General features: G+C 72.4%; 24 protein-coding genes and 3 pseudogenes. 13 read left to right on the top strand and 14 right to left on the bottom strand.

All coding sequences use genetic code 11. The features are described 5' to 3' along the window. Positions 1-164: 164 nt before the first annotated feature. The gene (locus ACIHFE_RS27190) at positions 165-1,016 is read left to right on the top strand and encodes a class I SAM-dependent methyltransferase (RefSeq protein ID WP_400110540.1); all 852 of its coding nucleotides are present in this window, start codon (positions 165-167) and stop codon (positions 1,014-1,016) included. 55 nt (positions 1,017-1,071) lie between these two features. Here the strand turns inward: ACIHFE_RS27190 and ACIHFE_RS27185 are convergent, their stop codons facing one another. The 3 genes from ACIHFE_RS27185 to ACIHFE_RS27175 form a co-directional block, all read right to left on the bottom strand. Continuing rightward, positions 1,072-1,830 (bottom strand): ATP-grasp domain-containing protein, encoded by a 759-nt coding sequence (locus tag ACIHFE_RS27185; protein WP_400110539.1) that lies wholly within the window; start codon positions 1,828-1,830, stop codon positions 1,072-1,074. A gap of 68 nt (positions 1,831-1,898) precedes the next feature. Continuing rightward, positions 1,899-3,116, bottom strand: coding sequence for an MFS transporter (locus ACIHFE_RS27180; RefSeq protein ID WP_400110537.1), 1,218 nt, complete (start codon positions 3,114-3,116; stop codon positions 1,899-1,901). A gap of 142 nt (positions 3,117-3,258) precedes the next feature. Further along, complete coding sequence (locus tag ACIHFE_RS27175; RefSeq protein ID WP_400110535.1) at positions 3,259-5,007, bottom strand: TIGR03767 family metallophosphoesterase; 1,749 nt, start codon at positions 5,005-5,007, stop codon at positions 3,259-3,261. Between the two features lie 454 nt (positions 5,008-5,461). Here ACIHFE_RS27175 and ACIHFE_RS27170 point away from each other — a divergent pair, with 454 nt between their 5' ends. Further along, positions 5,462-5,992, top strand: a complete 531-nt coding sequence (locus tag ACIHFE_RS27170) for a hypothetical protein (protein ID WP_400110533.1) — start codon at positions 5,462-5,464, stop codon at positions 5,990-5,992. 12 nt (positions 5,993-6,004) lie between these two features. Then, positions 6,005-7,156, top strand: a complete 1,152-nt coding sequence (locus ACIHFE_RS27165) for a methyltransferase (protein ID WP_400110532.1) — start codon at positions 6,005-6,007, stop codon at positions 7,154-7,156. Between the two features lie 21 nt (positions 7,157-7,177). Here ACIHFE_RS27165 and ACIHFE_RS27160 read toward each other — a convergent pair whose 3' ends face one another. Together ACIHFE_RS27160 and ACIHFE_RS27155 are read right to left on the bottom strand one after the other, a co-directional pair. After that, positions 7,178-8,122 (bottom strand): DMT family transporter, encoded by a 945-nt coding sequence (locus ACIHFE_RS27160; protein ID WP_400110530.1) that lies wholly within the window; start codon positions 8,120-8,122, stop codon positions 7,178-7,180. A gap of 623 nt (positions 8,123-8,745) precedes the next feature. Next, positions 8,746-9,579, bottom strand: coding sequence for an alpha/beta fold hydrolase (locus tag ACIHFE_RS27155; protein WP_400110528.1), 834 nt, complete (start codon positions 9,577-9,579; stop codon positions 8,746-8,748). A gap of 129 nt (positions 9,580-9,708) precedes the next feature. Between ACIHFE_RS27155 and ACIHFE_RS27150 the strand changes: the two genes are divergently transcribed. Then, positions 9,709-10,644, top strand: a complete 936-nt coding sequence (locus ACIHFE_RS27150; RefSeq protein ID WP_400110608.1) for a LysR family transcriptional regulator — start codon at positions 9,709-9,711, stop codon at positions 10,642-10,644. Between the two features lie 201 nt (positions 10,645-10,845). Here the strand turns inward: ACIHFE_RS27150 and ACIHFE_RS27145 are convergent. Continuing rightward, positions 10,846-11,147: pseudogene (locus ACIHFE_RS27145) on the bottom strand (transposase); the annotation flags it as partial. A 44-nt stretch (positions 11,148-11,191) separates the two neighbouring features. Here ACIHFE_RS27145 and ACIHFE_RS27140 point away from each other — a divergent pair. From ACIHFE_RS27140 to ACIHFE_RS27130, 3 genes and pseudogenes are all read left to right on the top strand, one after another. After that, positions 11,192-11,728, top strand: coding sequence for a hypothetical protein (locus ACIHFE_RS27140; RefSeq protein WP_400110526.1), 537 nt, complete (start codon positions 11,192-11,194; stop codon positions 11,726-11,728). Positions 11,729-12,179: 451 nt separating this feature from the next. Beyond that, a complete protein-coding gene (locus tag ACIHFE_RS27135; RefSeq protein WP_400110524.1) occupies positions 12,180-12,560 on the top strand; it encodes a hypothetical protein in 381 nt (126 codons plus the stop codon). Between the two features lie 238 nt (positions 12,561-12,798). Then, a pseudogene (locus ACIHFE_RS27130) lies at positions 12,799-14,015 on the top strand (IS110 family transposase). A gap of 14 nt (positions 14,016-14,029) precedes the next feature. On the opposite strand, the gene ACIHFE_RS27125 reads toward ACIHFE_RS27130, so the two are convergent. Together ACIHFE_RS27125 and ACIHFE_RS27120 are read right to left on the bottom strand one after the other, a co-directional pair. Then, complete coding sequence (locus ACIHFE_RS27125; protein WP_400110522.1) at positions 14,030-14,395, bottom strand: ASCH domain-containing protein; 366 nt, start codon at positions 14,393-14,395, stop codon at positions 14,030-14,032. 219 nt (positions 14,396-14,614) lie between these two features. Then, positions 14,615-15,020: pseudogene (locus ACIHFE_RS27120) on the bottom strand (transposase); the annotation flags it as partial. Between ACIHFE_RS27120 and ACIHFE_RS27115 the strand changes: the two are divergent. Then, on the top strand, positions 15,016-15,195 hold the full coding sequence (locus ACIHFE_RS27115) for a DUF6193 family natural product biosynthesis protein (protein WP_400110607.1): 180 nt from the start codon (positions 15,016-15,018) through the stop codon (positions 15,193-15,195). The pseudogene ACIHFE_RS27120 and the gene ACIHFE_RS27115 sit on opposite strands and share 5 nt — an antisense overlap. A 174-nt stretch (positions 15,196-15,369) precedes the next feature. Here ACIHFE_RS27115 and ACIHFE_RS27110 read toward each other — a convergent pair whose 3' ends face one another. Further along, positions 15,370-15,543, bottom strand: coding sequence for a DUF6193 family natural product biosynthesis protein (locus ACIHFE_RS27110; protein WP_400110521.1), 174 nt, complete (start codon positions 15,541-15,543; stop codon positions 15,370-15,372). On the opposite strand from ACIHFE_RS27110, the gene ACIHFE_RS27105 reads away from it, so the two are divergent. Next, the gene (locus ACIHFE_RS27105) at positions 15,542-17,194 is read left to right on the top strand and encodes a cytochrome P450 (RefSeq protein WP_400110519.1); all 1,653 of its coding nucleotides are present in this window, start codon (positions 15,542-15,544) and stop codon (positions 17,192-17,194) included. The two genes, ACIHFE_RS27110 and ACIHFE_RS27105, sit on opposite strands and share 2 nt — an antisense overlap. 14 nt (positions 17,195-17,208) lie before the next feature. Here ACIHFE_RS27105 and ACIHFE_RS27100 read toward each other — a convergent pair whose 3' ends face one another. The 3 genes from ACIHFE_RS27100 to ACIHFE_RS27090 form a co-directional block, all read right to left on the bottom strand. Then, complete coding sequence (locus ACIHFE_RS27100; RefSeq protein WP_400110517.1) at positions 17,209-17,958, bottom strand: FAD:protein FMN transferase; 750 nt, start codon at positions 17,956-17,958, stop codon at positions 17,209-17,211. Next, positions 17,951-18,373 (bottom strand): FMN-binding protein, encoded by a 423-nt coding sequence (locus ACIHFE_RS27095; RefSeq protein ID WP_400110515.1) that lies wholly within the window; start codon positions 18,371-18,373, stop codon positions 17,951-17,953. Before ACIHFE_RS27095 ends, ACIHFE_RS27100 begins: the two co-directional genes overlap by 8 nt. A gap of 73 nt (positions 18,374-18,446) precedes the next feature. After that, positions 18,447-19,781: a ferric reductase-like transmembrane domain-containing protein gene (locus ACIHFE_RS27090; RefSeq protein ID WP_400110513.1), complete on the bottom strand. Its 1,335-nt coding sequence runs from the start codon at positions 19,779-19,781 to the stop codon at positions 18,447-18,449. A 151-nt stretch (positions 19,782-19,932) separates the two neighbouring features. Here ACIHFE_RS27090 and ACIHFE_RS27085 point away from each other — a divergent pair, with 151 nt between their 5' ends. The 4 genes from ACIHFE_RS27085 (at position 19,933) to ACIHFE_RS27070 (ending at position 23,746) form a co-directional block, all read left to right on the top strand. Further along, positions 19,933-20,667, top strand: coding sequence for a response regulator transcription factor (locus ACIHFE_RS27085; protein WP_400110512.1), 735 nt, complete (start codon positions 19,933-19,935; stop codon positions 20,665-20,667). A gap of 2 nt (positions 20,668-20,669) precedes the next feature. Beyond that, positions 20,670-22,103, top strand: coding sequence for a sensor histidine kinase (locus ACIHFE_RS27080; RefSeq protein WP_400110605.1), 1,434 nt, complete (start codon positions 20,670-20,672; stop codon positions 22,101-22,103). 86 nt (positions 22,104-22,189) lie between these two features. Next, complete coding sequence (locus ACIHFE_RS27075; RefSeq protein ID WP_400110510.1) at positions 22,190-22,984, top strand: universal stress protein; 795 nt, start codon at positions 22,190-22,192, stop codon at positions 22,982-22,984. Positions 22,985-23,038: 54 nt separating this feature from the next. Next, positions 23,039-23,746 carry a flavin reductase family protein gene (locus tag ACIHFE_RS27070; protein ID WP_400110509.1) on the top strand — a complete coding sequence of 236 codons (708 nt, stop codon included), beginning with the start codon at positions 23,039-23,041 and terminating at the stop codon, positions 23,744-23,746. Here ACIHFE_RS27070 and ACIHFE_RS27065 read toward each other — a convergent pair. Beyond that, entirely contained in the window at positions 23,715-24,845 is a 1,131-nt protein-coding gene (locus ACIHFE_RS27065; RefSeq protein WP_400110507.1) for a methyltransferase, read from the bottom strand. The genes ACIHFE_RS27070 and ACIHFE_RS27065 overlap by 32 nt on opposite strands. A 201-nt stretch (positions 24,846-25,046) precedes the next feature. Further along, positions 25,047-25,475 (bottom strand): hypothetical protein, encoded by a 429-nt coding sequence (locus ACIHFE_RS27060; protein WP_400110603.1) that lies wholly within the window; start codon positions 25,473-25,475, stop codon positions 25,047-25,049. Positions 25,476-25,538: the final 63 nt, after the last annotated feature.

Genomic DNA, 25,538 nt, shown 5'->3' with positions numbered 1-25,538 from the left:
TAATTCTTCTCCCGGGTTCTCGGTGGTCGCGGATGCCACTGCATGCTCCCTTGTCTCTCGACCGGTTACGGCATGGGCGAGTGCACGATGCCGTACGGTGCCGGGAACGCACCGCCGAATGGATTCAATCCACTCGAACGTGGGCCGTGCGGTAGACATCTGGCATGGCTGCCGAAGAGCACGGAATGACGACCGAGGACATGCTGCGGGCCAACGCGGCCAACTGGGACGCCCGTACGCCGGTGCATGTCGCCAGTGAGTTCTACGGCCTGGACGGCTCACGCACCGCCGAAGACTGGTTCGCGCCCTTCGAGTGGGAGGACCTCGGCCCGCTGCGGGATCGCCGGGTACTGCATCTGCAGTGCCATCTGGGCACCGAGACCCAGGCTTTCGCCGAGCGCGGGGCGCTGCGCACGGTGGGGCTGGACTTCTCCGCGGCGTCCGTGGCGCAGGCCCGCCGGCTGGCGGCCGAGGCGGGGCGGCGGGTGGAGTTTGTGCTCGCCGACGTCCATGACGCCCAACAGGTCCTGCGGGGGCAGGAATTCGACGTGGTCTACACCGGTAAGGGCGCCCTCTGCTACCTGCCCGACCTCCTTCGCTGGGCGCGGATCGTCCAGGAACTGCTGCGGCCCGGCGGCATGCTGTACCTGGTGGAGTTCCACCCGATCCTCAACTCCCTGGGCCCGGTGCCGCGTCCGGGCGAGGACGGACTGCTGCTGCGGCACGACTATCTGGCGGGCCGCGGCGCCATCCGGGGCGACTCGCCGTACACCTACACCGACGGTCCGGCGCTGGCGGGCGCCACCACCAGTTATGAGTGGCGGCACGGCGTGGGCGAGATCTTCACCGCGCTCACGGCCGCCGGCCTGCGTCCGGACCTGCTGCGGGAGACGGACCTGCTGCCCTGGAAGCGCTTTGGGAGCATGGAGCCGGCGGAGGGCGGCTGGTGGCGTCTGCCCGAGTCACAGCCGCGGATCCCTTTGATGTTCGCGCTGCGGGCGGTCCGGCCCGCGTGATCGTCGCGTCCGCCGGCGGGCGGCTATGGCCGGCCCCCGAGGGGCCGCTCCACGGTCAGGCCGCCTGTTGTGGCGGCCGCACATACGGACGGTCCCGCTCGGCGACCGCCTCCCGGGGACCGGCCGCCCGTAGCACCACCTCCAGCGACCGGTCCGGGTCGGCGGTGTAAATCCCGCTGGCCCAGGCGGCGTTGGCCTCGACCACCGCCCACTCCCCCCGCACCAGCCCGATGTCCACCACGATGGCGGAGGGCAGCGTATGACCGTACCCGGCCAGCAGTCCGGCCCCGTGGGCGGCGGCCTCCGGCGACAGCGGGCCGGGGGCGAGCCTGCCGTGCTCGGCGTAGCGGCTGCCGGTGTGCACCCTTCCGTCCAGCAGGTGCAGCCGGTACTCGGCGGTGAACTCCACCACATCGCTGACCAGGACCAGGGTGTCCGGCTCCACCGCGTCAGGGCCGGGCAGCCGGGATCCATCGGCGTAGACCCGGGCCGGAATCCCCTTGTCATTGGGTGACTTGATGAAGGCGGGCCGGCGCAGCCGGTATGCCTCGTGGATGGGCATGGTCCGGATCTCGCGCCGGGTGCACTCGCGCGGCAGCCGGGACAGCCAGTCGGGCGGGGCCTCGAGCGGGGCGATCCCCAGCCGAGGCGCCACGGCGTCCGCGAAGCCGGGCCCCGCGTGCAGATGCCGGGCCCGCAGACCGGGCGGCACGGTGAAGTCGGCCAACTGCACGGTGCGCAGGCCGCATTGGCGGGCGGCGGCGCGCACGGCCCGGGCGGAGGCGGTGAGCCGGGGTGGCAGGAGCAGGGTCATGGCACCCGATGATGGTCCGGGGTCGACGGCCCTGACCAGCGAATTCTCCCGACGGGCGGGCGGTGCGGTCAGGCGCCCGCCACCGGCGCCGCCTCCCGCCCGCCGATCCGGGACGACACCACCCGGGCGGCCAGCGCCAGCGACGCCACCGTGGCGCCCGCGACAATGAAGGAGCCGCGCGGCGAGACATCGACCAGCAGGGGCAGCAGCAGTATCCCGACCACGCTGCCCAGGCGGGTCGCGGTGTGTTCCACCGCCATCAGCCGCAGCCGCTCGGCCGGGGGGAACAGTCCCAGGCGGGTGCGCAGGGTCACCGTGGCCATGGGGGCCACCAGGCCGGTGGCCAGCGACATCACCTCCAGAGCGGAGACCCGGCCGGCCAGGCCCATACAGGCCGTCGCGACTCCGTCCGCCGCCCAGGCCCCGCAGCACACCGCCAGCCAGCCGCCGGGCCGCCAGTTGCCGGCCAGGGGGTTGCCGATCAGGGCGCCGACCCCGACGGCGGCCGTGACCAGGCCATAGACGCCGGCGCCGGCATCGAAGCGGGTGGCCAGCAGCACCGGTATCCCCACGGTGGTCACCGCCGAGCAGAACGGCACCAGGCCGTGCACCGCGATGGCCAGGGCCACCTGGGGGTGGGTGCACAGCAGCGGCCAGGCCCGCACCGGCCGTACCGCGCCGGGCTGTTGGCCGTCGGCGGCCGGGGGGCCGCTCCCGGCCAGCAGCAGCAGGGAGAGAGCGGAGACGGCGAACACCGCCCCGTCCAGGACAAACAGCTGGATCTTGGAGAACCAGACCAGCAGTACCCCGGCGCCGGCCTTGCCCGTGATCCGGGCGATCCGGCTGGTGAGGTCGAACAGGCCGGTCACCTGCTGGACCCGGTCCGGCTCGGCCAGCCCGGGCACCAGGGCCTCCAGGTTGGGGTCGAAGAGCGCCCCCAGCGTCCCCAGCAGCAGCACGCCGGCCAGCAGGACGGCCAGGCCCCGGCCGCCGGGGGTCCATACGAAGGGCAGGGCGGCTGCAACGGCCGCCCGTACCGCGTCGAGTCCGGCCAGCGCGCGGTAGGACAGGAAGCGGACCACCGCCCGCCGCCCCACCGCGCCCAGGACCACATAGGGCACCGACTCGGCGACCGCCACCAGCCCCATCAGCGAGGCCGAGCCGGTGCCGGCGTAGACGCTCCATATGACGGCGACCGAGTAGAAGTGGTCGCCCAGCACCGACAGGCTGCGCGCCAGCCACAGCACCAGCACCCGTCGCCGTCGCAGTAGTCGCAGGTACTCCATGCGCCCTCCCGGCCGCACGACGCCAGACCGGGAACAGCGAGCGATCCCGGCCGAACCGCGCACCACAGTAAACGGACCAAGAGGGGCGAGTCCCAACTTTCGCTGATATCACGCCCGATCGTGGCACATCGCGGCGATTCGGTCAGTGGCCGGGCTTGGTCAGCAGCAGCTCCGTGTTGTGGTCGGCCGGGGCGCCCAGGCGCACCGCCGGGGTGCCATGGGGGTCGTTGTAGGACAGTTCGCGGTAGAGCGCGGCCAGGCCGGCGTCGGAGGTGTCGCCGAAGTCGGTCTCATAGTGGGCCGCCGACTCCACCAGGGTGGTGAACAGCGAGAGGGTGCCATCACCGTTGTCGGCGATCTCGATCAGCCGGGCGTGCTGCGGGAAGTCGATGTGCGAGGCGGTGTTGATCTCCCAGAAGGCGCGCTCGGGGGTCGCGTGCCCATGCGGCAGGATCCGGTTCTGGTGGGTGTGGCCATTGACCCAGGCCGCCACGTTGGGATAGCGCTGCAGCAGGTCCACCACGGCCTTGCCGTCATGGCGCTTCTCGAACAGGTGGTGCGGGTCGGGCAGCAGATTGCCCATGCTGGCGCTGGTGTGGTGGCTGAAGACCACGATCAGCTGGTCCGTCTGCCCGCCGCGCACCGCCCGGCCGTCGCTGTCGTACCAGTGACCGCTGTGGGCCCGCAGGACCGACTCCAGCCAGGTCAGTTGGGCGGTTCCAATGGAACCGTCCGCGAAACCGGCCGGGTTGGTGGTGTCCAGGCTGATGCCCAGGACTCCCTCCGCGATGGGGAAGGTGTAGTAGAGCCGTCCCTTGGCGACATCGGCGGCGGAGAAGCCGTGGCCCACCGGACCGGGGCCGGTGTGGGCGGGGTTGAGGTGGGCCTTGGCAAACTCGGTGGGCGAGAACGGAGCGCGCCGGGCGTCCGGGGTGATGTGCCGGACCGGGCCGCCGCTCTTCAGCAGCTTGGCGAGCCGCAGGATGGCCTGGGCGGGGTCGTTGCGCAGGGCGTCGGCCAGCTTGGCGGCCTCCGCGTCGTCACAGCCCTCCAGCTTGCGGTCGCCGGTGTAGAGGGAGTGCAGCAGACCGAGGTCGGGCAGGGTGCCCTCGATGCTGTCGTCATGGTTGCCGATGGTGGTGTACCAGGGGGTGCGCAGCCCGGGCGCGGTGAACGGCCGTCCGGCGGCACCGAGGAAGCCCGGCACCTCGGGGAAGCCCTTGGTCTTGAAGGAGTCCCGGAAGGAGGACTCCGGGTTCCAGAACTCCGCACTGCCGGAGTTCTGCACGCCCTCGTAGCGGGTGGTGTCACCGCTGTTGGGGGTGATCCGGCCGCCGCTCATCACCTGGAGATACCAGTCGAGTTCGACCAGCTCATGGTTGTCGGTGTTGTCACCGGTGGCCATCACCATGGAGAACGGCAGGCCGGTGAACGGGCCGCCGGACAGCGAGTTGATCCGCTCGACCAGGGCGGAGGCACCGCGCACGGTGAGGGCCTCCTGCGGGCGGTAGGCGGCGCCGTTGAACGGGGCCAGGTACTCGAAGCGCACCGGCGACTCGGTGTCATTGAGGTGCAGGTCGGTGAACTGGACAAAGGAGGCGAGCCCGGTGCGCCGCCCGTCGCGCGCCGCGCCGGCCTGCGCCAGGTCGGTACGGACCACCAGCGGCCAGCCCGGGCCGGAGCGCAGCCGCTTGTAGTCGCCGCTGCCGGTCGGCGTGGCCGCCTGCTCCAGGGTGGTGCCCTCGATGCGTACCGCCCGGGCGGCGGTGCGGGCCACCGCCCGGTCCAGTGCCGCCGCGGACGCGAACCGGCCGTCGGCGAACGCGAGCGCCGCCGCGGAGGCCGCGGCGGCGGTGCCGGTGAGGAAGTGGCGTCTGCTGTACGCGGGCATGGGAAGTCTCCTGGAATGCCTGGTTTGTCCGATGACAGGGCGCGCGGGCAGGCAGAACTCAGGCCAGACGCCCACTATTTACCGGTGAGTAATGATGGGCGGGCCAGGGTGGAGACGGCAGTCTGGATTATGTGAACGGTTGGCAAAGGAATCGTGTCGGTGACGGCTTGCGTCCGGGGTGCGCCGGTGGGTGACCGATGAGGTCCGGGGCGGCGACCGGACGGTCCGGGCCGGGGGCGCAGGCCGCCTCGGGGTGTCCCGCATCCGGTGCCATCGGGCGGGCCGGCCGCCGGTCCGCCCATGCCGGCCGCCGCCGGACCGCGGCGGCCCCGCACCGGCGACGCCGGCTCACCGCATCATCAGCGCCAAATCGGCCGCCCGGCCCACCGGTTGGGGCCGAACCGCCCCTTCCCTGGGACAATGCCCCTACGCACCGGCCCCGGGGGAATCCACCATGCCCACTCCTCGCCCACCCCTGCTCTTCCTCGATGTGGACGGCCCGCTCAATCCCTATGCCGCACACCGGACCCCCGTCGGATACACCGCACGGCGATTCGGGCGGACCGGGCCGGCCGGCCGTCATCTGCCGGGACAGGGCCGGCTCAACCCCGGGCACGGGCCCCGGCTGATGGCCCTCGGCTGTGAACTGTGCTGGGCCACGGCCTGGATGGACGAGGCCAACACCTGGATAGGGCCGGAGCTGGGGCTGCCCCGGCTGCCCTATGTGGACTTCGGCGGCGGGCTGTTCGCCGAGCGTCCCGACGGGGTGCACTGGAAGACCGCCGCACTGCTGGCCCATGCCGCGGGCCGGCCCTTCGTCTGGGTGGACGACGAGCAGACCGAGGCCGACCACGCCTATGTCGCCGCCCGCCATCCGGCGCCGGCGCTGCTGCACCATGTCGACCCGCGACGGGGCCTGGCCGATGCGGACTTCGCCGCCCTCGCCTCCTTCGCCGCTTCGCTGGGCAGTACCGCGAACCGTTAGCCTGAGGGCACAATGAACCGATTCTGCACGCCTTGGGGTGACCTCGAGCTCACCCGCTTTCCCGAGGACCCCCGCGACCCACTGCGCGCCTGGGACTCCGCCGACGAGTACCTGCTGCGCCATCTGAAGGGAATCGACGGCGAGCCCGTCGACATGTCCGGCACCGTGGTGGTGCTGGGCGACCGCTGGGGCGCGCTGGCCACCGCGCTGGCCGGCTTCGGCCCGGTGCAGATCAGCGACTCCTATCTGGCCCAGCAGGCGACCCGGGCCAATCTGGCCCGTAACGGCCGCCCGGCGGACGCGGTGCGGCTGCTGTCCACCCAGGACACCCCGCCGCCGCGGATCGACGTCCTGCTGGTGCGGGTGCCCAAGAGCCTGGCCCTGCTGGAGGACCAGTTGCACCGGCTGGCACCCCGGCTGCACGAGGGCAGCGTGGTGGTGGGCACCGGCCGGGTCACCGAGATCCACACCTCCACGCTCAAGCTGTTCGAGCGGATCCTGGGGCCGACCCGGACCTCGCTGGCGGTCCGCAAGTCCCGGCTGATCTTCTGCTCGCCCGGCGCCGTGGCCGAACGGGGCGACAACCCCTGGCCGTACCGCTACACCCTGGGCGCCGACGCCGGTGCGGCGGCGGGTCTGAGCGTGGTCAACCACGCCGGGGTGTTCTGCGCCGACCGCCTGGACATCGGCACCCGGTTCTTCCTCCAGCATCTGCCCCGGCACCGGGGCCCGGCGCGGGTGGTGGACCTGGGCTGTGGCAACGGCGTCGTCGGCACCGCCGCGGCGGTGGCCAACCCGGCGGCCGAGACGGTGTTCATCGACGAGTCCCACCAGGCAGTGGCCTCCGCCGAGGCCACCTTCGCCGCCAACACCACCGGCGGTAAGGCCGAGTTCATGGTGGGCGACGGCCTGTCCGCGCTGCCGGACGGTTCGGTGGACCTGGTGCTCAACAACCCGCCGTTCCACACCCATCAGTCGACCACCGACACCACCGCCTGGCGGATGTTCACCGGCGCCCGCCGGGTGCTGCGCCCCGGCGGCGAGCTCTGGGTGATCGGCAACCGTCACCTCGGCTACCACGCCAAGCTGCGCCGGCTCTTCGGCAACTGCCAACTGGTGGCCAGCGATCCCAAGTTCGTGGTGCTGCGCGCCGTCAGACGGTGACGTCCGCCCAGGGAACGCGCGTCAGGAGGTGACGCGCTCCCGCTCCCGCTCGCGTGGCCGCTCGGGCTGCTCCGGCCGCTGCGGCCGGGCCTTGGGCGGCCTGCGCATGGCGGCCATGGCCACCCCGGCCAGCACAATCAGTCCGCCCACCTGGGCCATCGGGGCGGGCAGCGTGCCCAGCAGCACCGCGTCCAGCAGCAGTGCCGCGACCGGCACCGCGTAGAGCACCAGACAGCTGGTGGAGGCGGTGGCCGCGTGCAGCACCCGGGACCAGGTGCAGAAGGCCAGCACCGTACAGCCCAGCCCCAGCCAGAGCACCGCCGCGCTCTGCTGCCCGCCGGCGGTGACCGCATGGGCCGCCGCGCCGGGGGCGCAGACCAGCAGGGGCAGCAGGCCGAAGAGGCTGCCGTAGAAGATGCAGTCCATGCCCGAATAGCGGGCCAGCAGGGGCTTTTGCAGGATGAAGGAGGTGGCCTGGGCGGCTGCGGCCAGGATGATCATGGCCATTCCGGTCTGCGATCCGCCTCCGCCGCCACTGGCCATCGCCACCACCAGGGCTCCGCCCAGGGCGACCGCCAGCCCGGCCAGCCCCCAGGCCCCCGGCCGTTCGCGCAGCACCAGCATGCCCAGCACGGTGGCGAAGACCGGGCTGGTGGCCACCAGCATGGCGGCGGTGCCACCCTCCACATGGCGCTCGCCGGCGTACAGCAGCAGCTGGTAGGCGGTCATTCCGGTGAGGCCGAAGCCGGCCATACGCAGTAGGTCCGGCCGGCGCAGCCGGCTGATGCGGCCGGTGCACAGACTGGGCAGCAGCAGCACCAGGGCGGTCGCCAGGCGCAGCACCGCGATATCGGTGGGGGCATAGTCGTGCAGGGCGATGCGTATCGCCGGAAACGCCGATCCCCACAGGATCGCTGTCGCGGCCATAAAGGCCCAAGGAGTCGCCGTCCGGCGCTCGCCCGCCACGGGAATACCGCCCCTCGGTCGAAGAGAGTTCGAAGAATGTCGGGAGACGTTCTCGAAGCTACCGAGCGGTGAGCCATAAGTCGAATAATGAATTCCGCTACGAAGCCAAAGAATTCCTTTGAGCATTGGGCCGCGCAGGGCGCCATGGGGAGGCGGGCCGGGGTCCGGCCGCCACTCGCCCGCAGGGCGGCGTGGTCCGGCGGGGCCCCGGCCCGGCCCATCGCCGGTGACCGCGCTCGTCCGCTCGCCGCCCGGCGGCACACACGGTGCGGTGGGGCGCCGGCGCCGGGGATGCGCCCGGCGCACCGGCTCCTCGACCGGCGGGTCTCCCCCTTGGCTTCGGGGGCGTCCCGGCGGTCGGCTGAGGCAGTGCTCCGTGGTGGCACACCCTCCCCTCCCGGAGCGCCGACGCTGCCCTTCGCGACCGTGCAACTCCTATGATTCCAGAGCGCATTCATTCAGTCACCTAGGGTAGTCGGGTGGTTGGGGTGCGGCTCGGTTCCGCGCGCCCCGGCGTGCGGTGGGGGCGCGCGATGGCACAACTCCCGCTGACGGGACGGCGATTCAACACCAAAACCGCCAATTCCGGACCGACATCAGCGAATCAGGCCCCTGGCCATGGCTCACGCCACCCCGGCCCCGTCCACCATCAGCCGCTCATCCAGAAAGCCGGTGATCTTGGCCGCAAAGCCGGCCGGGTCCTCGCCCGGGGCGCCATGCCCGGCGTCGATCTCGGCGTAGCGGGAGTTCGCTATCCCGGCCAGCAGGGCCTGCTGCTGCTCCGCGCCGATCAGCCGGTCGTGCGCGCTGGCCAGCACCAGCGTCGGGGCGGTGATCCGGCCCAGCGCCGGGCGCAGGTCCACGGTGCGGTCGACCGCGGTCTGCCGGTCCGTGCCCGGCGCCAGAACTCCGGCCAGGGTGTGCACCAGCTCCTCATGGGCCGCGGCGTCCACGCTCTCCCAGTAGCGGGGGCCGAAGGCCATCAACGGGACCGTCCGGGCGAACAGCCGGCTGCCATGCCGGGCGTCGGCCGCCAACAGCTCCAGCCAGTAACGGAATTCGGCGTCCATCCGGACGTCGGTGTGCACCCAGCCGGCGTGCATCACCAGCGAGCGCACCCGCTCGGGCACCGTCGCGGCGGCCTGGGCCGCGACCACCGCCCCCAGGGAGTGCCCCACCAGATGGAAGGAGTCCAGCCCGGCGTGGTCCGCCACGGCCAGGACCTGGCCGGCCAGGTCGTCCAGGGTGAGCGGGCCGCCGTGGTCGGTGGTGTCGCCCGAGCCCGAGTAGTCCAGCGCGACCACGGTGAAGCGGTCCGCGACCGCCTCGGTCAGCGGCTGCCACTGGGTGCGGTCGGCTGCGGTGCCATGCACCAGCAGCAGGCCGGGACCGGTGCCGGTGATGTCGTAGGCGACGGTGGACGGGCCGCCGCTGAGCTCAACGGTGGTCTGGCGCATGGTGGTTCTCCTTGTTCGTGCTTTCGCTCGCTGCCCCCACCTCATCGCGATCCGTGCCCGCGACCAAGGAGTGAATCGCGCATACACTCATCACCGATCAAGATCAACGGGATGTTCGACGGGGTGGCCATGGAGATTCGTCAGCTGCACTACTTCCTGACCGTGGCGGAGGAACTGCACTTCCGGCGGGCCGCCGAGCGGCTGCACATCGTGCAGTCGGCGGTGAGCCAGCAGGTGCGCCGGCTGGAACGGGAACTGGGCGTCGATCTGTTCGACCGCAGCACCCGCACCGTCCGGCTCACCGAGGCGGGCCGGCGTCTGCTGCCGCACGCCCGGGAGGTGCTGGCCGCCCAGTCGAGGGCCCGGGCCGCCATGGACGAGCTGCGCGGGGAGGCGGCCGCCACGCTGCGGCTGGGCACCAGCGAAGGGCTGGGCGACCGGCTGGAGACCGTGCTCGCCGAGTTCGCCCGGCTGGCCCCGCTCGCCCAGCTGGAACTGGTCACCGCACCCCAGCCGGACCGGCTGCGCGCGGTACGGTCCGGGGAACTGGACGCCACCCTGCTGCGCGGCGAGCGGCTGGAACCCGGCCTGGAACTGCTGCCGTTGTGGCAGGACACCCTGGTCGCCGGGTTGCCCGCCCGGCACGATCTGGCGGTGCGCGGCGAGATCAATCTGGCCGAACTCGCCGGACTGCCGCTGCGGCTGGCCACCATGGAGCGCAATCCGGCGCTCCATCAGCTGATGCTGCGCTGCTGCCGGGAGGCCGGCTTCGAGCCGGTGCTGGGGCCCGAGTTCACCACCGCCCAGGACACCCTGGCGACCATTGGATTCGGCAAGCCGTCCTGGACGGTCTTCTACGCCTCGCACGCCCGGCAACTGCCGGTGCCGGGCGTGGTGTTCCGGCCGCTGCGCAACCCCACGCCGGTGCTGCGCACCTGCCTGGCGGTCCGTCCGGACCCGCCCCGGGCGGAGCTGCGCGCGCTGATCGAAGCGTGCAACGCGGTGGACACCGCCGGGTCCACCGCCCCTCCGGAGCGTGCGAGGACCGCTGAGCAACCTGCGTAAGCGGGGCAACGCCTTTGGCCAGAACAGAACCCACGGACGACTCCGCGAGCGTGCCAGGCTGAGTGCTCGCCGCCGACCGGGCGGAGGACAACTGACGCCGGACAGCGAGAGGTTCGGAGCTTCAGGCGGGTCCCTCCCAGGGTCTGCTTGATCATCCGGACGGTGTGCGAGCGCCCGCCCTGCGGGGGCAAGATCCACGGGGGCCGGGACCGGCTTGCGCGTCACCCGGTCCGAGCGCATCCGGCCGAGACCTCCACCGGCAGACCGCGCAGGAGGTGAGCCATGCGCGGGGCGTCGTACCCGGCGTCGAAGACGATCAGGATGTCGCGGTCGCCGTAGTGCCACCGGCCCATCTCGATCAGGTCCTCGACCACCCGGCGGACCTGGGCGGCGGTGACCTCGGCGACGTCGTCGGCCGGGCCCAGGGCCACGGCGTCCAGCAGCCGGCACCAGGAGGTCCGGCCCGGTTCCAGGACGGCGACGAACGAGTAGGGCCGGCCGGGCAACCAACTGGTCCGAGGCTGATGTCCACCGCAAGGACCGGGCGATGAACGACAAGCTCAGCAGGCTCGTGCAAGCCAGTCGCTGTCCAGTCGACGGCAGTCGAGGGGCACGTACCCGTATGCCTGATGATCTACGGATGGACTTGGATGACATGCTGGTGGGCCACTGGAGCAGCCTTCCGTTCTCCTATGGCGTCATGGAAGCCTCCGAGCTCGGGTTCCTCGCCGACGGACGGGGATGGAGTTCGTGGTTCAACGTTGGCGGGCTGTGCGTTACACGCTTCACCTGGCGGTGCCCGGAACCCGGTGTGCTGGAACTGCGTACTCGGTGGATGGTGCAGGGAACGCCCGATCAGGAGGCCGATGCCCCGATGTTCGCCTCAATGGAGCCGGCCCTGCGGCTGGAGGAGGTCACCCGGCATGAGTACACCATCGCGCCTGCTGTACCCATGCCAGGTGCAGAGGCCCTGATGGCAGTCACCTTCAAGGAGCCGGTCGAGTTCTGCCATGAATTCGCCAGGGGGGAGACTCGGATCCGGCCCGAGGAAGACCCCACCCACCAAGTGTTGCCCTACCAGTAGCCAACTCGGCCGCATTCGATGAACGGACGACTGGATCGCAGGAGAACGGACATCTCTGCCTGGATGTGATCCAGCGACTGCTCCGGCCGTCGGAGCGGCGGAGGAGGTCGTCGTATTCACCGCAGGTGAGGGCGTAGTTGGTGTGGTAGCGGCTTGCTTGGCTCCGGGGCACCGGGCGACGGTACCGGCTGGGCCGCTTCGCGGCGGTAGCCGCCGGATCGCTGCACCGATACGCCGGCACATGCCCGGCCGCGTGCGTGGCCGCCATCACCGCCGCCGTCGCCGGCGGCGCGGTTCCCGTTGCCAAGGTCCTCAAGCTCAAGAAGTTCATGACGCCAAGGGCGAGGAGACGATCAGCGAACTGGGCCCCCACCTTGGTGGTTTGGCATCAGCCATGCTCGGTGTTGACTCGATAGGGAAGCAGTGCCGCCGACCGGGGAGCCCCCATCTCATGACAAGTACCAAGACACGCACGACAGCCCTGATCACACCGGTCACACAGGAAGCACAGAACGAGGCGAAGACCCTGGCGGGCCAAGGCCGCACGGCCCAGGCCGTCCGCCGGCTACGCAAGGACTCCGGCCTCGGCCTCCATGTGGCGCCCGTCGCCCTGGACTTGCTCACCCAGGGCCACACACTGCCCACCAACTACCGACAGGCAGTTGATGCACTGCGCCAGTGCGACGCCCAGCTGGTCGGCGAGATGGCGAACCTGCTGCACAACAAAAACCAGGACTCGGCCATCAAACTGCTCCGGGAACGGACCGACATCGACCTGGCCGGGGGCTACCACCTCGTCAGGGAACTGGCAGCGGAACCCGACACGCGCTGATGGGACCTGCCGGGTCGTAGAGACTCGGTGCCGTAGCCGCCAGCAGGTGAGCACTCACGACGCCGGAAGCTTCCGACTTCTGTGGTCAGACCGTGCCCCTGCTGGTCGGCCGGAAGGCCATGACCGCTGATGGGGTGGCGTGCCCGCCGCACCGGGCGTGAGCACTGGATCCATTAGGCCGCGCGCCGTGTCTTCCGCAGGCTGCACGCCAATGAAGTACCTGATCAGGGAGGCAGACTTGTTACTGATCGGCGACGACTGGGCCGAGGACCACCACGACGTCGAGGTCCAGGACGCCACCGGCCGCAGGCTGGCGACCGCGAGGCTGCCGGAAGGCGCGAACGGCATCACCAAGTTCCACGAACTCGTGGCCAAGCACGCCGAAGGGTACTTGATCCGGCCGACGTGGTCATCGGGGTCGAGACCGATCGCGGCACGTGGGTGCAGGCCCTGGTGGCCGCCGGCTACCAGGTCTACGCGATCAACCCGCGGCAGGTGGCCCGGTTCAAGGAGCGGTACGGCACCTCCGGTGCCAAGAGCGACAAGGGCGACGCCCACGCGCTGGCCGACATGGTCCGCATCGACCGTGCTCAGCTGCGGCCCATCGCCGGGGACAGCGCCCGGGCCCAGGCCGTCAAGGTCGTCGCCCGCGCCCACCAGACCCTGATCTGGGAACGCACCCGCACCTTCCAGCGGCTGCGCAACACCCTGCGCGAGCACTTCCCCGCCGCCCTGAGCGCCTACGCCAGCCTGGAGCTGACCAGCACCGACGCCCTGGAACTGCTGGTCCAGGCGCCCACCCCGGCCGCGGCCGCGAAGCTCACCCGCGACCAGATCGTCGCCGTCCTGGCCCGAGCCCGGCGCCGTGACCGGGACACCAAGGCCGGGGCGATCCAGACCCCACTGCGCGAGAAGCAGCTGGAGCTGCCCGGGCCGGTGGCCGCCACCACTGCCCACGCCCGACTCCTGCTCGCCCTGAACGAGCAGATAGCCGTGATGGAAGAGCAGGTGAAGACACATTTTCTCGCGCACCCGGATGCTGAGATCTACCTCTCCATGCCCGGCATCGGAGAGATCACCGGCGCCCGGGTGCTCGCCGAGTTCGGGGACGACCCCGCCCGCTACAGCTCTGCCAAGGCCCGCAAGAACTACGCCGGGACCAGCCCGGTCACCCGGGCCTCCGGCAAGAGCCACACCGTCCAGGCCCGCTACGTGCGCAACAACCGGCTCGCCGACGCTCTCCAGCGCCAGGCGTTCTCCGCCCTGCGCGCCTCACCCGGCGCCCGCCGCTACTACGACAAGCAGCGCGCCCGCGAGGCCGGCTACAACTCCGCGCTCCGTCACTCTCAGCTCGGCAACCGGCTCGTCGGCGTCCTCCACGGCTGCCTCAAGACCCGCACCCTCTACGACGAGGCCACCGCCTGGTCCCACCACGCCCCGCCGCAGGCCGCCTGACCGGCGTGAGGCGGTCAGGCCTCGTCGAGACGGAAGGCCAGGCAGACCACGGAAGTCTCGTCCTCAACCGGGGTGCCCAGGCGATTCCAGTAGCGGCGGTGCCCGGCGCGCCATGCCTCCAGCGAGGCGTCGCCCTCCCCCTCGGCTCGGGCATGCTCCCAGGTCACCTCGCTGAAGGGCTTGACCTCCACACCGGTGATCTCGATGACGGCGATGGATCGTCCCTGGTCGTCCAGCAGTGCCATCCGTTCGCCGAGGTACTCCAGGCCCTCGGTTTCCTTGGCGTAGTCCTCCAGCAGACCGGTGGTGGTGGTCTTCCGCCCGGCCAACACCAGGGAGTTCAGCTCTGCCCGCATCCCGTCCGGAGTACCGAGCTCCATCGAACGCATGCCGTTGACCCGCGGCCACACCTGTCATCACCTCTCTTGCCCGCCACCGACAGGCGGATCGTCTCCACCCGACGATAGGAGGAATCCGCCCCTGCGACCGACCGTCTCGCTCACGAAACCCCCAAGGTCACTTGCACAGCAGATCCGCTTGACGCCCGAACGACATGGGGTGTCTGACCACAGTGGCCAGCACTTCCAACCGGGTTCGGGCCGGCACCATGACGTGAGGCCCGTCTCCAGCGCGGGGACGAACGAGTACGGCCAGCCGGGGATGAACTGGTGAGCGTCCATAGACGCGGCAGAACAGGCGGTCCGGACTGGTCGGCGCGTCGGGACGCAGCCACGGGGAGACATCGACCGCCAGGATCAGGCGCCCGTCGGCGGCCTTGGGCTGCGGCAGCATGGCCAATGCCTTCCGCAGCCCGCCCATGTTGATGCGGCCGCAGTCCAGCGCGTCATACAACGCACCGTGCCCACGTCGGTGTTCAGCGAGCGGCGTCAGGTCAACCGGCGAGGTCACCGGCCCGCCCTCGCAGAGCATCGCGTCCGTGAGCTCGGGCAAGGTGTCAAGCGAAAGCCGCCCCCACGTCCGGCAGTTCCCTCCCTGAGCGATCAAGCTCGAGGGACCATTCGGCCAGCCGCACCCTTCCTCGGACACCGCCGTTGTCGAAACGGGCCGGCAGGCCGTACGTGACGATGGGCGCGTACGTACCGAGCTGCTGGAGGCGGCTTACGCGGAGCCGCGCTTGCGGCAGTTGTTCCCCTGCTCCCTGGTCGAGTCCCGCCGCTGACCGACTGCCGCGCCGGGCATGGGCGTTCACCGTTGGCACCATGTGCGTCCGGGCCGTACGCCGGATCCGCGCTCCCGGCGTGCGCCCGGGCCGGCGGCGCACACCACCGGCCTGGGTAAAGGACTGACCATTGGTGGCACAAGCAAGTCTTTTGCGGAGGGGTTGGCACGTGTCTCAGCCTGGCATTTGGCCTAGGCAGGACCGCAACCCGGTGGCAGGAAGTTCGACCACCATGGCGATGGCCTCTTGTGCTGTGCCTACCGGGCCCACTGTCTCGGTGCGGAGCGGTCCGGAGACCCAATAGGTTCCTTCGGCAGCGGGCTGGACGTAGGGCGGTCTGGTGGTCATGGGCGGACCGATGAACGCCGACGCCATTGATGAGTACCCGGGCCTGAAGCTGGAACGCGAACTGCTCGCCGAGGCGGTACACGCCTGGGTGCCGACCCTGGGCATCTGCCTGGGCGCCCAACTCCTCGCGCGTTCCCAGGGCTTGCCGGTGGTGGCGGGTGGCCCCCCGGAGATCGGCTGGGCGCCGCTGACCGAAGTGGACGCCGATGACCCGCTGGTGGGGCCGCTGGCCCCATGGGCTTTACCTCTTCTTGCCTCATCGCTCCCCAGCCGGCGGCGATTGCCCTCCGGAGCCGGGGGCACGTCCAGCAGGGTGCGGACCTCCTACACCCTCGCCAGGGCCCCCGGGGCGCTCCCGGTGGCCGGTCATGCGTTGCCGCTGCTGCGCGATCCGCTGCGTTTCTTCGCCTCGCTGCCCCGGGTCGGCGACCTGGTGCAGGTACGCGCGGGGCCATACCGGGCGGTGGTGGTGTGCGACCCCGAGCTGACCCGTCAAGTCCTCCTCAGCGACCGGCTGTTCGACAAGGGCGGGCCGCTGTACGACCGGATCCGGGAGGTGGCCGGGGACGGTCTGGCCAGTTGCCCGTACCGGGAGCACCGGCGCCAACGGCGGCTGCTCCAGCCCGCGTTCCATCCGGCGCGGCTGCCGGGCTACGCCCAGGTGGTGCTCCGTCACGTGGCCGGGGTGACCGGCCGCTGGCGTGATGGCCAGGTCATCGACGCGGTGACCGAGACGCTGATGATCAGCGCCCGGGTCACGGCGGCCGCCCTGTTCGGGGACCGGGTCTCCCCCGAGGTGCTCGGCCGGCTCATCGAGGACTTCGTCGTTGTGGTGGCCGGCATTCCGCGCCGTGCCCTGCTGCCCTGGCCGGTGGACCGGCTGCCCACGCCGGGCAACCGCCGCTACGAGCGGGCGCGTTCCCGGCTCCGTACCACGCTCCACCGGCTGATCGTCGAGGGCCGGGCCGGCGACGCCCGGGGCGGTGGCCTGCTGTCCCTGCTGCTGACGGCGGGCATCGACGGCCAACGGGGGCTGTCGGACGGGGAGATCGGCGACCAACTGGTCACCTTCTTCGCCGCCGCCATGGAGACCACCGGCTCCGCCCTGGCCTGGGCGCTGCACCTGCTGGCCGGCCACCCGGAGGTGGAACGGCGGCTGCGCGCGGAGGTGGCGTCCGTGACGGGTGACGGCCCGGTGGCCCCCGGGCATCTGCCCGGGCTGGAGCTGACCGGGCGGGTCATCACCGAGACCCTGCGGATCCGTCCGCCCGTATGGCTGCTCACCCGGACCACCACCGCCGACACCTGCCTGGGCGGTCATCCGCTGCCGGCCGGAACCACCGTGGTCTTCAGCCCCCATCTGCTGCACCACCGCGCCGACCTGTACCCGGAGCCCGAGCGCTTCCTGCCCGACCGCTGGCTGGGCACCGGTCTCCAGCGGCCCAATGGGGCCTATATCCCCTTCGGCGGCGGCCCCCGCAAGTGCATCGGCGACTCCTTCGCCCTGACCGAGGTGACGCTGGCGCTGGCCGCCGTCGTCTCCGCCTGGCGGCTGGAACCCCTGGACGGCCATCCGGCACGCCCGGTGGCGAGCGTGGTGCTCAGCCCTCGCCGGCTGCCGATGCGGGTGATCCGGGCGACGGGACGCTGACCGGGCGGGCCCGGTCAGGCGGTGCAGCGGGCCCAGCCCGAGGTCACCCGCACCTCGCCGTCCGGGCTGACGCACAGCGACTGGCAGTCGTCGCCGGCGATCGGACCGCCCTTGGCGAAGGCCGCCGTGGCATGGACATCGGCCCAGGTCAGGCTGGGGCCGACCACGGTGACGGAGAGCAGGGCGCGGGCCGGGCGGCCGGTGTGCGGGTCGGTGATGTGGTGGCCGCGTTCGGCGCTGCCGGAGGTGGCGACGGCCAGGTCGCGGCCGGTGACGGTGGTGAGCAGCCGGCCGGGCCGCCGGGGGTCGGCGATGCCGATCCGCCAGGGCACACCCGGTGCGGCCTCGCCGCTGAGCTGGAGGTCACCGCCGCCGTTGACACAGCTGTTGCGGGCCCCGGCCGCCCGGAGCATCCGTGCGGCGCGCTCCACCGCCCAGCCCTTGACCAGGCCGGAGGGGTCGAGCCGGCCGGCCGCGGTGGGGCTGAACCAGCCGTCGGTGCGCCGCTCGGCCCGGGCGCACAGGTCCAGGACCTCACCGACCTCGGCCGGACACTCCCCGACCGTGGTCTCGCCGCGCGCCAGCCGGCTGATGGCGCTGGCCGGGCGGTAGGTGGAGAAGACCTCGTCCACCCGGTGCAGCCAGCGGACCGCCTCGGCCAGGGCCCGGCCGATGGCCGGGGTGAGGGGGTCGCGCAGGTCGAAGGAGAAGACCGTGCCCATGACGTGCTCGATATGGCGCGTGCCGCGCGGGCGGTCAGACACCGGCCTGGTCCAGGGCGCTCTGCAGGGACTGGGCATAGCCCTCGCTGGTGTAGCTGGCCCCCGAGACGGCGTCGATGTGCGCGCTCTGGGCGCCCAGTGCCTCCTGGGTCAGCCGGGGCAGGGTATAGGAGGCGATCTCCTGGTCCCGGCCGTTGTCCGAGGGGGCCTGGAGCACCCTGACCCCGGTGAGCCGGCCCTGGCTGATGGTGGCGGCGACCTGGACCGGGCCGTAGCGGGTGTCGATCACCGAACCGGTGAAGGTGCCCGTACGGCTGCCGCCCGGAACATGAGCGGGCGGGGAACCGGCCGGGCGCGGTGCGGCGACGGGCGGCGGGGTGTGCTGGTGCGGCTTGAGTGACAGCAGCAGCACCACACCCGCCAGGGTGGACAGCGTGGTGATGACGGCTCGGCGCATGCTCGGTCTCCGGGCGGGTCTCGGCAGGATGCGGATCGCGGATGGGCGGGTGCGCCGGAAGGCGGCGGGTGCGTCAGAAGGCGAAGGACTCGTGGTGGATACGGCGGCGCGGTACGCCCGCGCCGCGCAGGGCCTTGGCCGCCGCGTCCGTCATGCCGGGCGGCCCGCACAGATAGACCTCGTGCTCGGGCAGGTCGGGCAGCAGGCGCAGCAGCGCGCGGGAGGTGAACGGGACGGGCGGGTGCGCCCCGGCCGCCGGTTCGTCCACCGCGTAGTGGACGCGGGCACCCCGCGCGGCGGCGATGGCGTCGAGTTCGCCGCGCAGCACCAGGTCCTCGGCGCGGCGGGCCCGGTACAGCAGCGTCACCTCGCCCGGGAGGGTTTCGAAGAGGGCGCGCAGCGGAGTGATGCCGACGCCGCCGCCCAGCAGCAGGGTCTTGCCGGTGCCGCGCCCGGCGGCCGCGGTGAAGCCGCCGTACGGGCCCTCGGCCCAGACCCGGGTGCCGGGTGCCAGGCGGGCCAGTGCCGCGCTGTGGGTACCGGCGGCCTTGACGGTGATGCGCAGCAGGCCGTCCTGGACGGGCGCGGAGAGCGAGTAGGGGTTGGCCGTCCACCGCAGGCCGCGGGCCAGGAACCGCCAGCGGAAGAACTGGCCGGGCTGGGCGCCGAGTTGGTCCAGATGTGCGCCGGTGAGGTACACCGAGACCACGCCGGGGCCCTCGGGCCGTACCTGGACCACCCGCAGCCGGTGCCGCAGGGCGCGCCGGACCGGCACCAGGAAGCGGTACCAGAGCAGCAGTGCGGCCACCGACAAGTACAGGCCGTACCAGCCGAGTTGGGCCTTCTGGTTGCCGACGAAGTCGGCTCCGTCGGCCAGTTGGTGGCCGAAGGCCAGGAAGACGGCCAGATAGGTGGCCCAGTGCAGATAGTGCCAGGTTTCATAGCTGAGCCTGCGGCGGGCGGCCCGGGCCGAGATCACGCCGGTGCCCAGCAGCAGCAGAAAGCCGGCGGTGCCCTTGAGCATCTCCGGATAGTCCAGGACCAGGGAGACCGTCTGGCCGGCGATCCCGGTGTGGGTGGTCAGGGAGTACCCCAGGATGATCAGCAGGGTGTGGGCGAGCGCCAGGCAGACCGTGTAGCGGCCTCCGGCGGCGTGCCAGCGGGCCAGCCGGTCGGTGCCCACCCCGCGGTCGATCATGGGCACCCGGGCCATCAGTGCCAGCAGGACCGCGCAGGAGTAGCCGGCCAGCAGCCCGGTGATGCGCCCGGCCCCGGTGAGCCAGCCGGCCGGGCCGACCACCGCTCCGGCGTCGGCCCACCACAGGCCGATGACCCCGGCGGCGCCGGCGGCTATCAGCAGCTGGGCGGCAGGCGGGGTGAGCCGGGCCCGGTGGGTGCGGTCGGCCATCTCGTCTCTCCCCTCGGCGGTGGCGGGCCGCCAGCTTGGCAGCGGTTTCTGTGAGTTCCCTCTGAGCCGGCGCCCCGGGCGGCGCTTCAGAGGGAACTCATAGGAACTCCGGCGCCGGCCACCCCTCGCGGCGGGGGATCCTGGAGGGACCATGGAGAACCACATCCCGCCCCCCGCCCTGCTGCGCCCCGACGGCGACCCGGTAAGAGTGCTGGTCGTCGACGATGAGGCGGACCTCACCGAGGTCCTCTCCCGGGCTCTCCGCTACGAGGGCTGGGCGGTGCGCACCGCCGGGGACGGGGCCGGGGCGGTGGCGGCCGCCCGTTCCTTCCGCCCGGACGCGGTGGTGCTGGACTGGATGCTGCCCGATGCCGACGGGCTGTGGGTGCTGCGCGAGATACGCGCCGAGCTGCCCCTGGTCTGTGTGCTCTTCCTCACCGCCCGGGACTCGGTGGAGGACCGCATCGCCGGGATCACGGCGGGCGGCGACGACTATGTGACCAAGCCGTTCAGCCTGGAGGAGGTGCTGGCCCGGCTGCGCGGGCTGCTGCGCCGGGCGGGCATGGCGGCCGAGCCGGGCGGCAGCCGGCTGGTGGTCGGCGATCTGGTGATGGACGAGGAGGCGCGGGAGGTCAGCCGGGCGGGCAGGCCGGTGGAGCTGTCCCGCACCGAGTTCGAGCTGCTGCGCTTTCTGATGCGCAATCCGCGCCGGGTGCTGTCCAAGGCGCAGATCCTGGACCGGGTCTGGTCCTATGACTTCGGCGGCCGGGCCCATGTGGTCGAGCTCTACATCAGCTATCTGCGCAAGAAGATCGATGCCGGCCGGGAGCCGCTGATCCACACCGTGCGCGGGGTGGGTTATGTGCTCAAGGCGGGGCCCCGGTGAGGCTGCCGCGCCCCGCCCTGCCCCGTACCCTGCGCGCCCGGCTGACCGCCGGCCTGGTGGTGCTGCTGGCGCTGGCCTGTGCGGCGGTCGGGGTGACCACCGCGGTGGCCCTGGAGAGCTTTCTGGTGAGCCGGCTGGACCAGCAACTGGCCGCCTCCCAGGGGAAGTTCGCGGCGAGCCTGGAGCACGAGGCGCGGCCGGACGCCGACAACCGGCCGGACACCCGGGGCCAGGCGGACGGCACCTTCGGGGCCCGGCTGCTGCGCGGCGAGCCGACCACGGCCGCGGTGGTGCGCGAGCAGAGTGACGCCGCCGTACCGCTCACCGGTGACGACCGGCGCGCGCTGGCCGCCCTGCCGCATGACGGCCGGGCACGCGGGGTGCGGCTGTCGGCGCTGGGCCACTACCGGGTGACCGCGGTCGCCGGTGATGACGGGGACGTGCTGGTGACCGGGCTGCCGCTGCACCGGGTGGAGGAGGCGGTGCACCGCCTGGAGCTGGTGGAGGGCGTGGTGTTCGGGACCGCGCTGGCCGTCACCGGGCTGGCCGGGGCGCTGTGGGTGCGGCTGTCGCTGCGGCCGCTGCGCCGGGTGGCCACCACCGCGACCGAGGTCACCCGGCTGCCGCTGGCCAGCGGCGAGGTGGCCATGCCGGCCCCGGTCCCGGACACCGATGTGCGCACCGAGGTGGGCCAGGTGGGCGCCGCGCTCAACCGGATGCTCGGCCATGTCGGGGACGCGCTGGCCCGACGGCACGCGGTGGAGGAGCGGCTGCGGCACTTCGCCGCGGACGCCAGCCATGAGCTGCGCACCCCGGTGGCCACCGTGCGGGCCCATACGGAGCTGGCGCTGCGCCACCCCGGGCCGGTGCCGGAGGAGGTGCGGCACGCCCTGGAGCGGATCCAGTCGGAGTCGCGGCGGATGTCCGGCCTGGTCGACGATCTGCTGCTGCTGGCCCGGCTGGACGCCGGCCGGCCGCTGGCCCGTGAACCGGTCGATCTCACCCGGCTGGCGCTGGACGCGGTGGACGATGCCCGGGTGGCCGCCCCCGGCCATCACTGGCTGCTGGATCTGCCGGAGGAGCCGGTCACCGTCACCGGTGACCCGCACCGCCTTTACCAGGTGATAGCCAATCTGCTGGCCAACGGGCGGGTGCACACCCCGTCCGGCACCTCGGTGGAGTTGCGTCTGGCCGTACTGGCGGAGGGCGTCGAGCTGACGGTGGCGGACGACGGGCCGGGGATCCCGGAGGCGCTGCGGCCGGAGGTCTTCCAGCGCTTCACCCGTGCCGACCACAACCGTTCGCGCCGCACCGGCAGCACCGGCCTGGGCCTGGCCATCGTGGAGGCGGTGGTCACCGCGCACCGGGGCGGGGTGGAGGTCACCAGCCGCCCGGGGCGCACGGTCTTCCGGGTCCGTTTCCCGTCCGGCGGCTGAGCGGACATGCGCGTCGCGCCCACCGGCGGGAGGATCAGGACAGAGGCCCGACAGCGCGGAGTTCACTCAGTGGAGGCGATGGCCACGTGACACGACCGGTATCCGCCGGGGTCGACGGCTCCCCGGAAAGCCTGGCCGCGGCCGTCTGGGCCGGGCAGGAGGCGGTGCTGCGCCGGGTGCCGCTGCATATCGTGCATGCCGACGGCGGCCCGGACCCGGCGCAGCGCGACTGGGCCGCGGCCCGGATCGAGGCGGTCTGGCAGGAGCTGGGCACCGCGCATCCCGGCCTGCCGGTGGAGGTGCGCCAGGAGTCGGGGGCGCCGGCGGAGGTGCTGCTGGCGGCGGCCGGGCGGTCGGAGCTGCTGGTGCTGGGCTCGCGGGCGCTGGCCGGGCAGCAGGGGTTTCTGCTGGGGCCGGTGAGCCTGTCGGTGCTGGGGCGGGCACCGGGGCCGGTCACGGTGGTGCATGAGCCGGAGGTGCCGCCCGGACCGGCCGCCGGCCGGCCGGTGCTGGTGGGCCTGGATCCGCAGGGGCCGGGCGAGGATGTGCTGGCCTTCGCCTTCGCGGCCGCCGCCCGGCGCGGCGTGGCGCTGCGGGTGGTCCGGGTCCGGCGTACGGAGCAGAGCACGGGCCTGGTCTGCGGGGAGGCCGAGGCGCTGGCGGAGACGCTGCGCGCGCACCGGGAGCACTGGCCGGCCGTGGAGGTGGACGAGTGGCTGCTCACCGGCTCCCCGGCCCAGCATCTGCTGACCGCCGCCGAGGACGCCGACCTGCTGGTGGTGGGCCGGCATGAGCACCGGCCGGCGCTGGGGGTGGGGCCGGTGACCCATGCGGTGCTGCACCATGCGCGGTGCCCCGTGGCCGTGGTGCCGCACAGCTGACCGTCCGATTCCCGCCAGCGGCCGTCCGGGCCGTCCGGTGAGACTGGCGCGGTGATGACAACTACCGTGGCCCATGAGCCCATTGAGCCCAGCATTCTGTACTTCGGCACCCCCGTGGTGCTGATCTCCACCCGGAGCGAGGACGGTTCGGCCAATCTGGCGCCCATGTCCTCCGCCTTCTGGCTCGGCTGGCGGGCCGTGCTGGGGCTGGGCCGCAGCTCCCAGACGGCCCGCAATCTGCTGCGCGAGCGGAGTTGTGTGCTCAACCTGCCCTCGGACGCGCAGGCCGGGGCGGTGGACCGGCTGGCGATGACCACCGGCGCCGATCCGGTGCCGGCGCGCAAGTACGAGCGCGGATACCGGTATGTGCCGGACAAGTTCGGCCGGGCCGGGCTCACCCCGGTGGCCTCGGAGACGGTGGCGCCGCCCCGGGCGGCCGAGTGCCCGGTGGCCATGGAGGCGGTCGTCGAGGCGGTGCACCCGGTCGCCGGGGACGATCCCCGGCAGCCGGGCTCCGTGCTGGCCTTCGAGGTACGGGTGCAACGGGTCCTGGTGCACCCGGAGATCAGGCTCGCCGGGACGGAGGACCGGATCGACCCGGACGCCTGGCGGCCGCTGATCATGAGCTTTCAGCGGCTGTACGGGCTCGGGGCCGAGGTTTATCCCTCGACCCTGGCCGGTATCCCGGAACGCTGGTACCGCAGCCCGGATGTGGACCGGGCCCGGGCGGTCACACCGCTGTCAGCCGCCACAGGGAGGTGATCTCCGCCGCCCGGGCCCGGTGCAGCGGGTCGGCGGGGTCCATGGCACGCGGGTGCCGGGGTCTGGTCTCCAGCCGGCCCAGCACCCGCAGGCCCGCCGCCCGGACGGCGTCCATCAGCTGTTCCCGGCTGCGCAGGCCCAGATGTTCGGCCAGGTCCGAGAGGATCAGCCAGCCTTCGCCGCCGGGTGCCAGATGAGCGGCCAGCCCGTCCAGGAAACCGTGCAGCATGGCGCCGCCCGGGTCGTAGACGCCTTCTTCCACGGCGGAGGCCGGACGGCCGGGCAGCCAGGGCGGGTTGCACACCACCAGGTCGGCCCGGCCCTCGGGGAACAGGACAGGGCCGCACACCTCGATCCGTCCGGCCAAGCCCAGCCGCTGAACGTTCTCCCGGGCGCAGGCCAGCGCCCGGGGGCCGGCGTCGGTGGCCACCACCTGGGGCACCCCACGCCGGGCGAGGATCGCGGCCAGCACTCCCGTTCCGGTGCCCAGGTCGAAGGCCGTTTGGTGCCGGGCCGGCAGCGGGGCACGGGCCACCAGGTCGGCGTACTCGCCGCGCACCGGGGCGAAGACGCCATAGTGGGGGTGGATCCTGGCGCCCAGGGCGGGCACCGGCACACCCTTGCGGCGCCATTCAAACGCCCCTATGACGCCCAGCAGTTCACTGAGCGCCACCGCCATGGGCCCGCCGGACGGGCCGTATGCCGCGGCGCAGGCCCGCCGGACGTCGGGGGCCCGGCGCAGGTCCAGGGTGTGGTCCTCGTCCAGCAGCACCAGCAGTCTGCTCAGGGTCCGGGCGCGGTGGCCGCGCGCCCGCCGGTGCAGATGGAAGGTCTGTGCCGGGTCGCCACCGGCCGGGACGGGCTTGCGGTCGACCCGTCGGCCCATGGCCGTCAGCAGCTGCCTGGCGTTGGGGTAGTCCCCGCGCCACAGCAGGGCGGTGCCTTCGCAGGCCAGCCGGTGGGCGGTGGCCGCCGTCAGCCGGTCGTCGGCGGCAATGACCCGCCGGGGAACGGGGATTCGGCTCTCCGAGTGCCAACGGGCGTGGTGGGGGAGGTGGTTCTCGGTCCAGTGCAGGATGGGAGTCGTCGGCGACGACACGGTGTACTCCTCGGAAGGGAACGTGCGGGGGCACGAAGAGCACTTCGAGGAGCGGGAACGGACTCTCAGACGGGCATGGGCCGCCGCTCCCGCGTCGAAGTGCGGGAGGAGTCACCGAGAACCAGTCCTGGGACCATGGAGATCATGGAATGGAAGCCTCCCACAGCGGGTGCCGGGCGGCAACTCGGGGGTATGGCGGGCTCAGGAGCCGGAGGTGCCGAAGGTCTGCCCCGAGAAGTTCTGTCCCTGGAAGACCGGCCCGTCATAGCTGCCGCCGCTGATGGTGTTGTTGACCGTGACCGAGCCGGCGGCCGGGCCGTCGTCCGGGGCCACCTCGTCGAGCAGCCGCCGCAGTTCGCGGGCCGCTTCCGGGTCGGTGCGCAGCACCCGGCGCAGCCGCAGCCGCCACTCCTCCTGGATGTCGGCCGCCGCCTCCTCGTCCCCGGCCTGCCGGGCGGCCACCAACTCGGTGCGGGACGCGGCCAGTTCCTCCTCGGCCCGCCGGGTGTCGCCGCCCCTGGAGACCAGGCGGGCCAGCCCTCCCTTGACCTGCTCCCAGGCATCGGTGGCCATGCTCCGCACCAGTGCCGTCGCCCCCGAGACCGCCAGTGCGGTCAGTTCCGCCTCCATGGGCTCCCCCATCTCGCTTGCCTGTGGCCCACCGTAGTGGCGTGGGCACAGTGCGTCGAGCGG

This window comes from Streptomyces sp. NPDC052396, from assembly GCF_044593195.1.
GTDB lineage: Bacteria > Actinomycetota > Actinomycetes > Streptomycetales > Streptomycetaceae > Streptomyces.
The sequence above is the reverse complement of the archived record's forward strand: the minus strand, read 5'-3'. Positions and strand labels throughout refer to the sequence as shown.

Excerpts from the sequence above, each read along its gene's own strand:
- ACIHFE_RS27190 (WP_400110540.1), top strand. The coding sequence starts at position 165 with ATGGCTGCCGAAGAGCACGGAATGACGACCGAGGACATGCTGCGGGCC.
- ACIHFE_RS27185 (WP_400110539.1), bottom strand. The coding sequence starts at position 1,830 with ATGACCCTGCTCCTGCCACCCCGGCTCACCGCCTCCGCCCGGGCCGTG.
- ACIHFE_RS27180 (WP_400110537.1), bottom strand. The coding sequence starts at position 3,116 with ATGGAGTACCTGCGACTACTGCGACGGCGACGGGTGCTGGTGCTGTGG.
- ACIHFE_RS27175 (WP_400110535.1), bottom strand. The coding sequence starts at position 5,007 with ATGCCCGCGTACAGCAGACGCCACTTCCTCACCGGCACCGCCGCCGCG.
- ACIHFE_RS27170 (WP_400110533.1), top strand. The coding sequence starts at position 5,462 with ATGCCCACTCCTCGCCCACCCCTGCTCTTCCTCGATGTGGACGGCCCG.
- ACIHFE_RS27165 (WP_400110532.1), top strand. The coding sequence starts at position 6,005 with ATGAACCGATTCTGCACGCCTTGGGGTGACCTCGAGCTCACCCGCTTT.
- ACIHFE_RS27155 (WP_400110528.1), bottom strand. The coding sequence starts at position 9,579 with ATGCGCCAGACCACCGTTGAGCTCAGCGGCGGCCCGTCCACCGTCGCC.
- ACIHFE_RS27150 (WP_400110608.1), top strand. The coding sequence starts at position 9,709 with ATGGAGATTCGTCAGCTGCACTACTTCCTGACCGTGGCGGAGGAACTG.
- ACIHFE_RS27140 (WP_400110526.1), top strand. The coding sequence starts at position 11,192 with ATGAACGACAAGCTCAGCAGGCTCGTGCAAGCCAGTCGCTGTCCAGTC.
- ACIHFE_RS27135 (WP_400110524.1), top strand. The coding sequence starts at position 12,180 with ATGACAAGTACCAAGACACGCACGACAGCCCTGATCACACCGGTCACA.
- ACIHFE_RS27125 (WP_400110522.1), bottom strand. The coding sequence starts at position 14,395 with ATGGAGCTCGGTACTCCGGACGGGATGCGGGCAGAGCTGAACTCCCTG.
- ACIHFE_RS27105 (WP_400110519.1), top strand. The coding sequence starts at position 15,542 with ATGGGCGGACCGATGAACGCCGACGCCATTGATGAGTACCCGGGCCTG.
- ACIHFE_RS27110 (WP_400110521.1), bottom strand. The coding sequence starts at position 15,543 with ATGACCACCAGACCGCCCTACGTCCAGCCCGCTGCCGAAGGAACCTAT.
- ACIHFE_RS27095 (WP_400110515.1), bottom strand. The coding sequence starts at position 18,373 with ATGCGCCGAGCCGTCATCACCACGCTGTCCACCCTGGCGGGTGTGGTG.
- ACIHFE_RS27090 (WP_400110513.1), bottom strand. The coding sequence starts at position 19,781 with ATGGCCGACCGCACCCACCGGGCCCGGCTCACCCCGCCTGCCGCCCAG.
- ACIHFE_RS27085 (WP_400110512.1), top strand. The coding sequence starts at position 19,933 with ATGGAGAACCACATCCCGCCCCCCGCCCTGCTGCGCCCCGACGGCGAC.
- ACIHFE_RS27070 (WP_400110509.1), top strand. The coding sequence starts at position 23,039 with ATGACAACTACCGTGGCCCATGAGCCCATTGAGCCCAGCATTCTGTAC.
- ACIHFE_RS27060 (WP_400110603.1), bottom strand. The coding sequence starts at position 25,475 with ATGGAGGCGGAACTGACCGCACTGGCGGTCTCGGGGGCGACGGCACTG.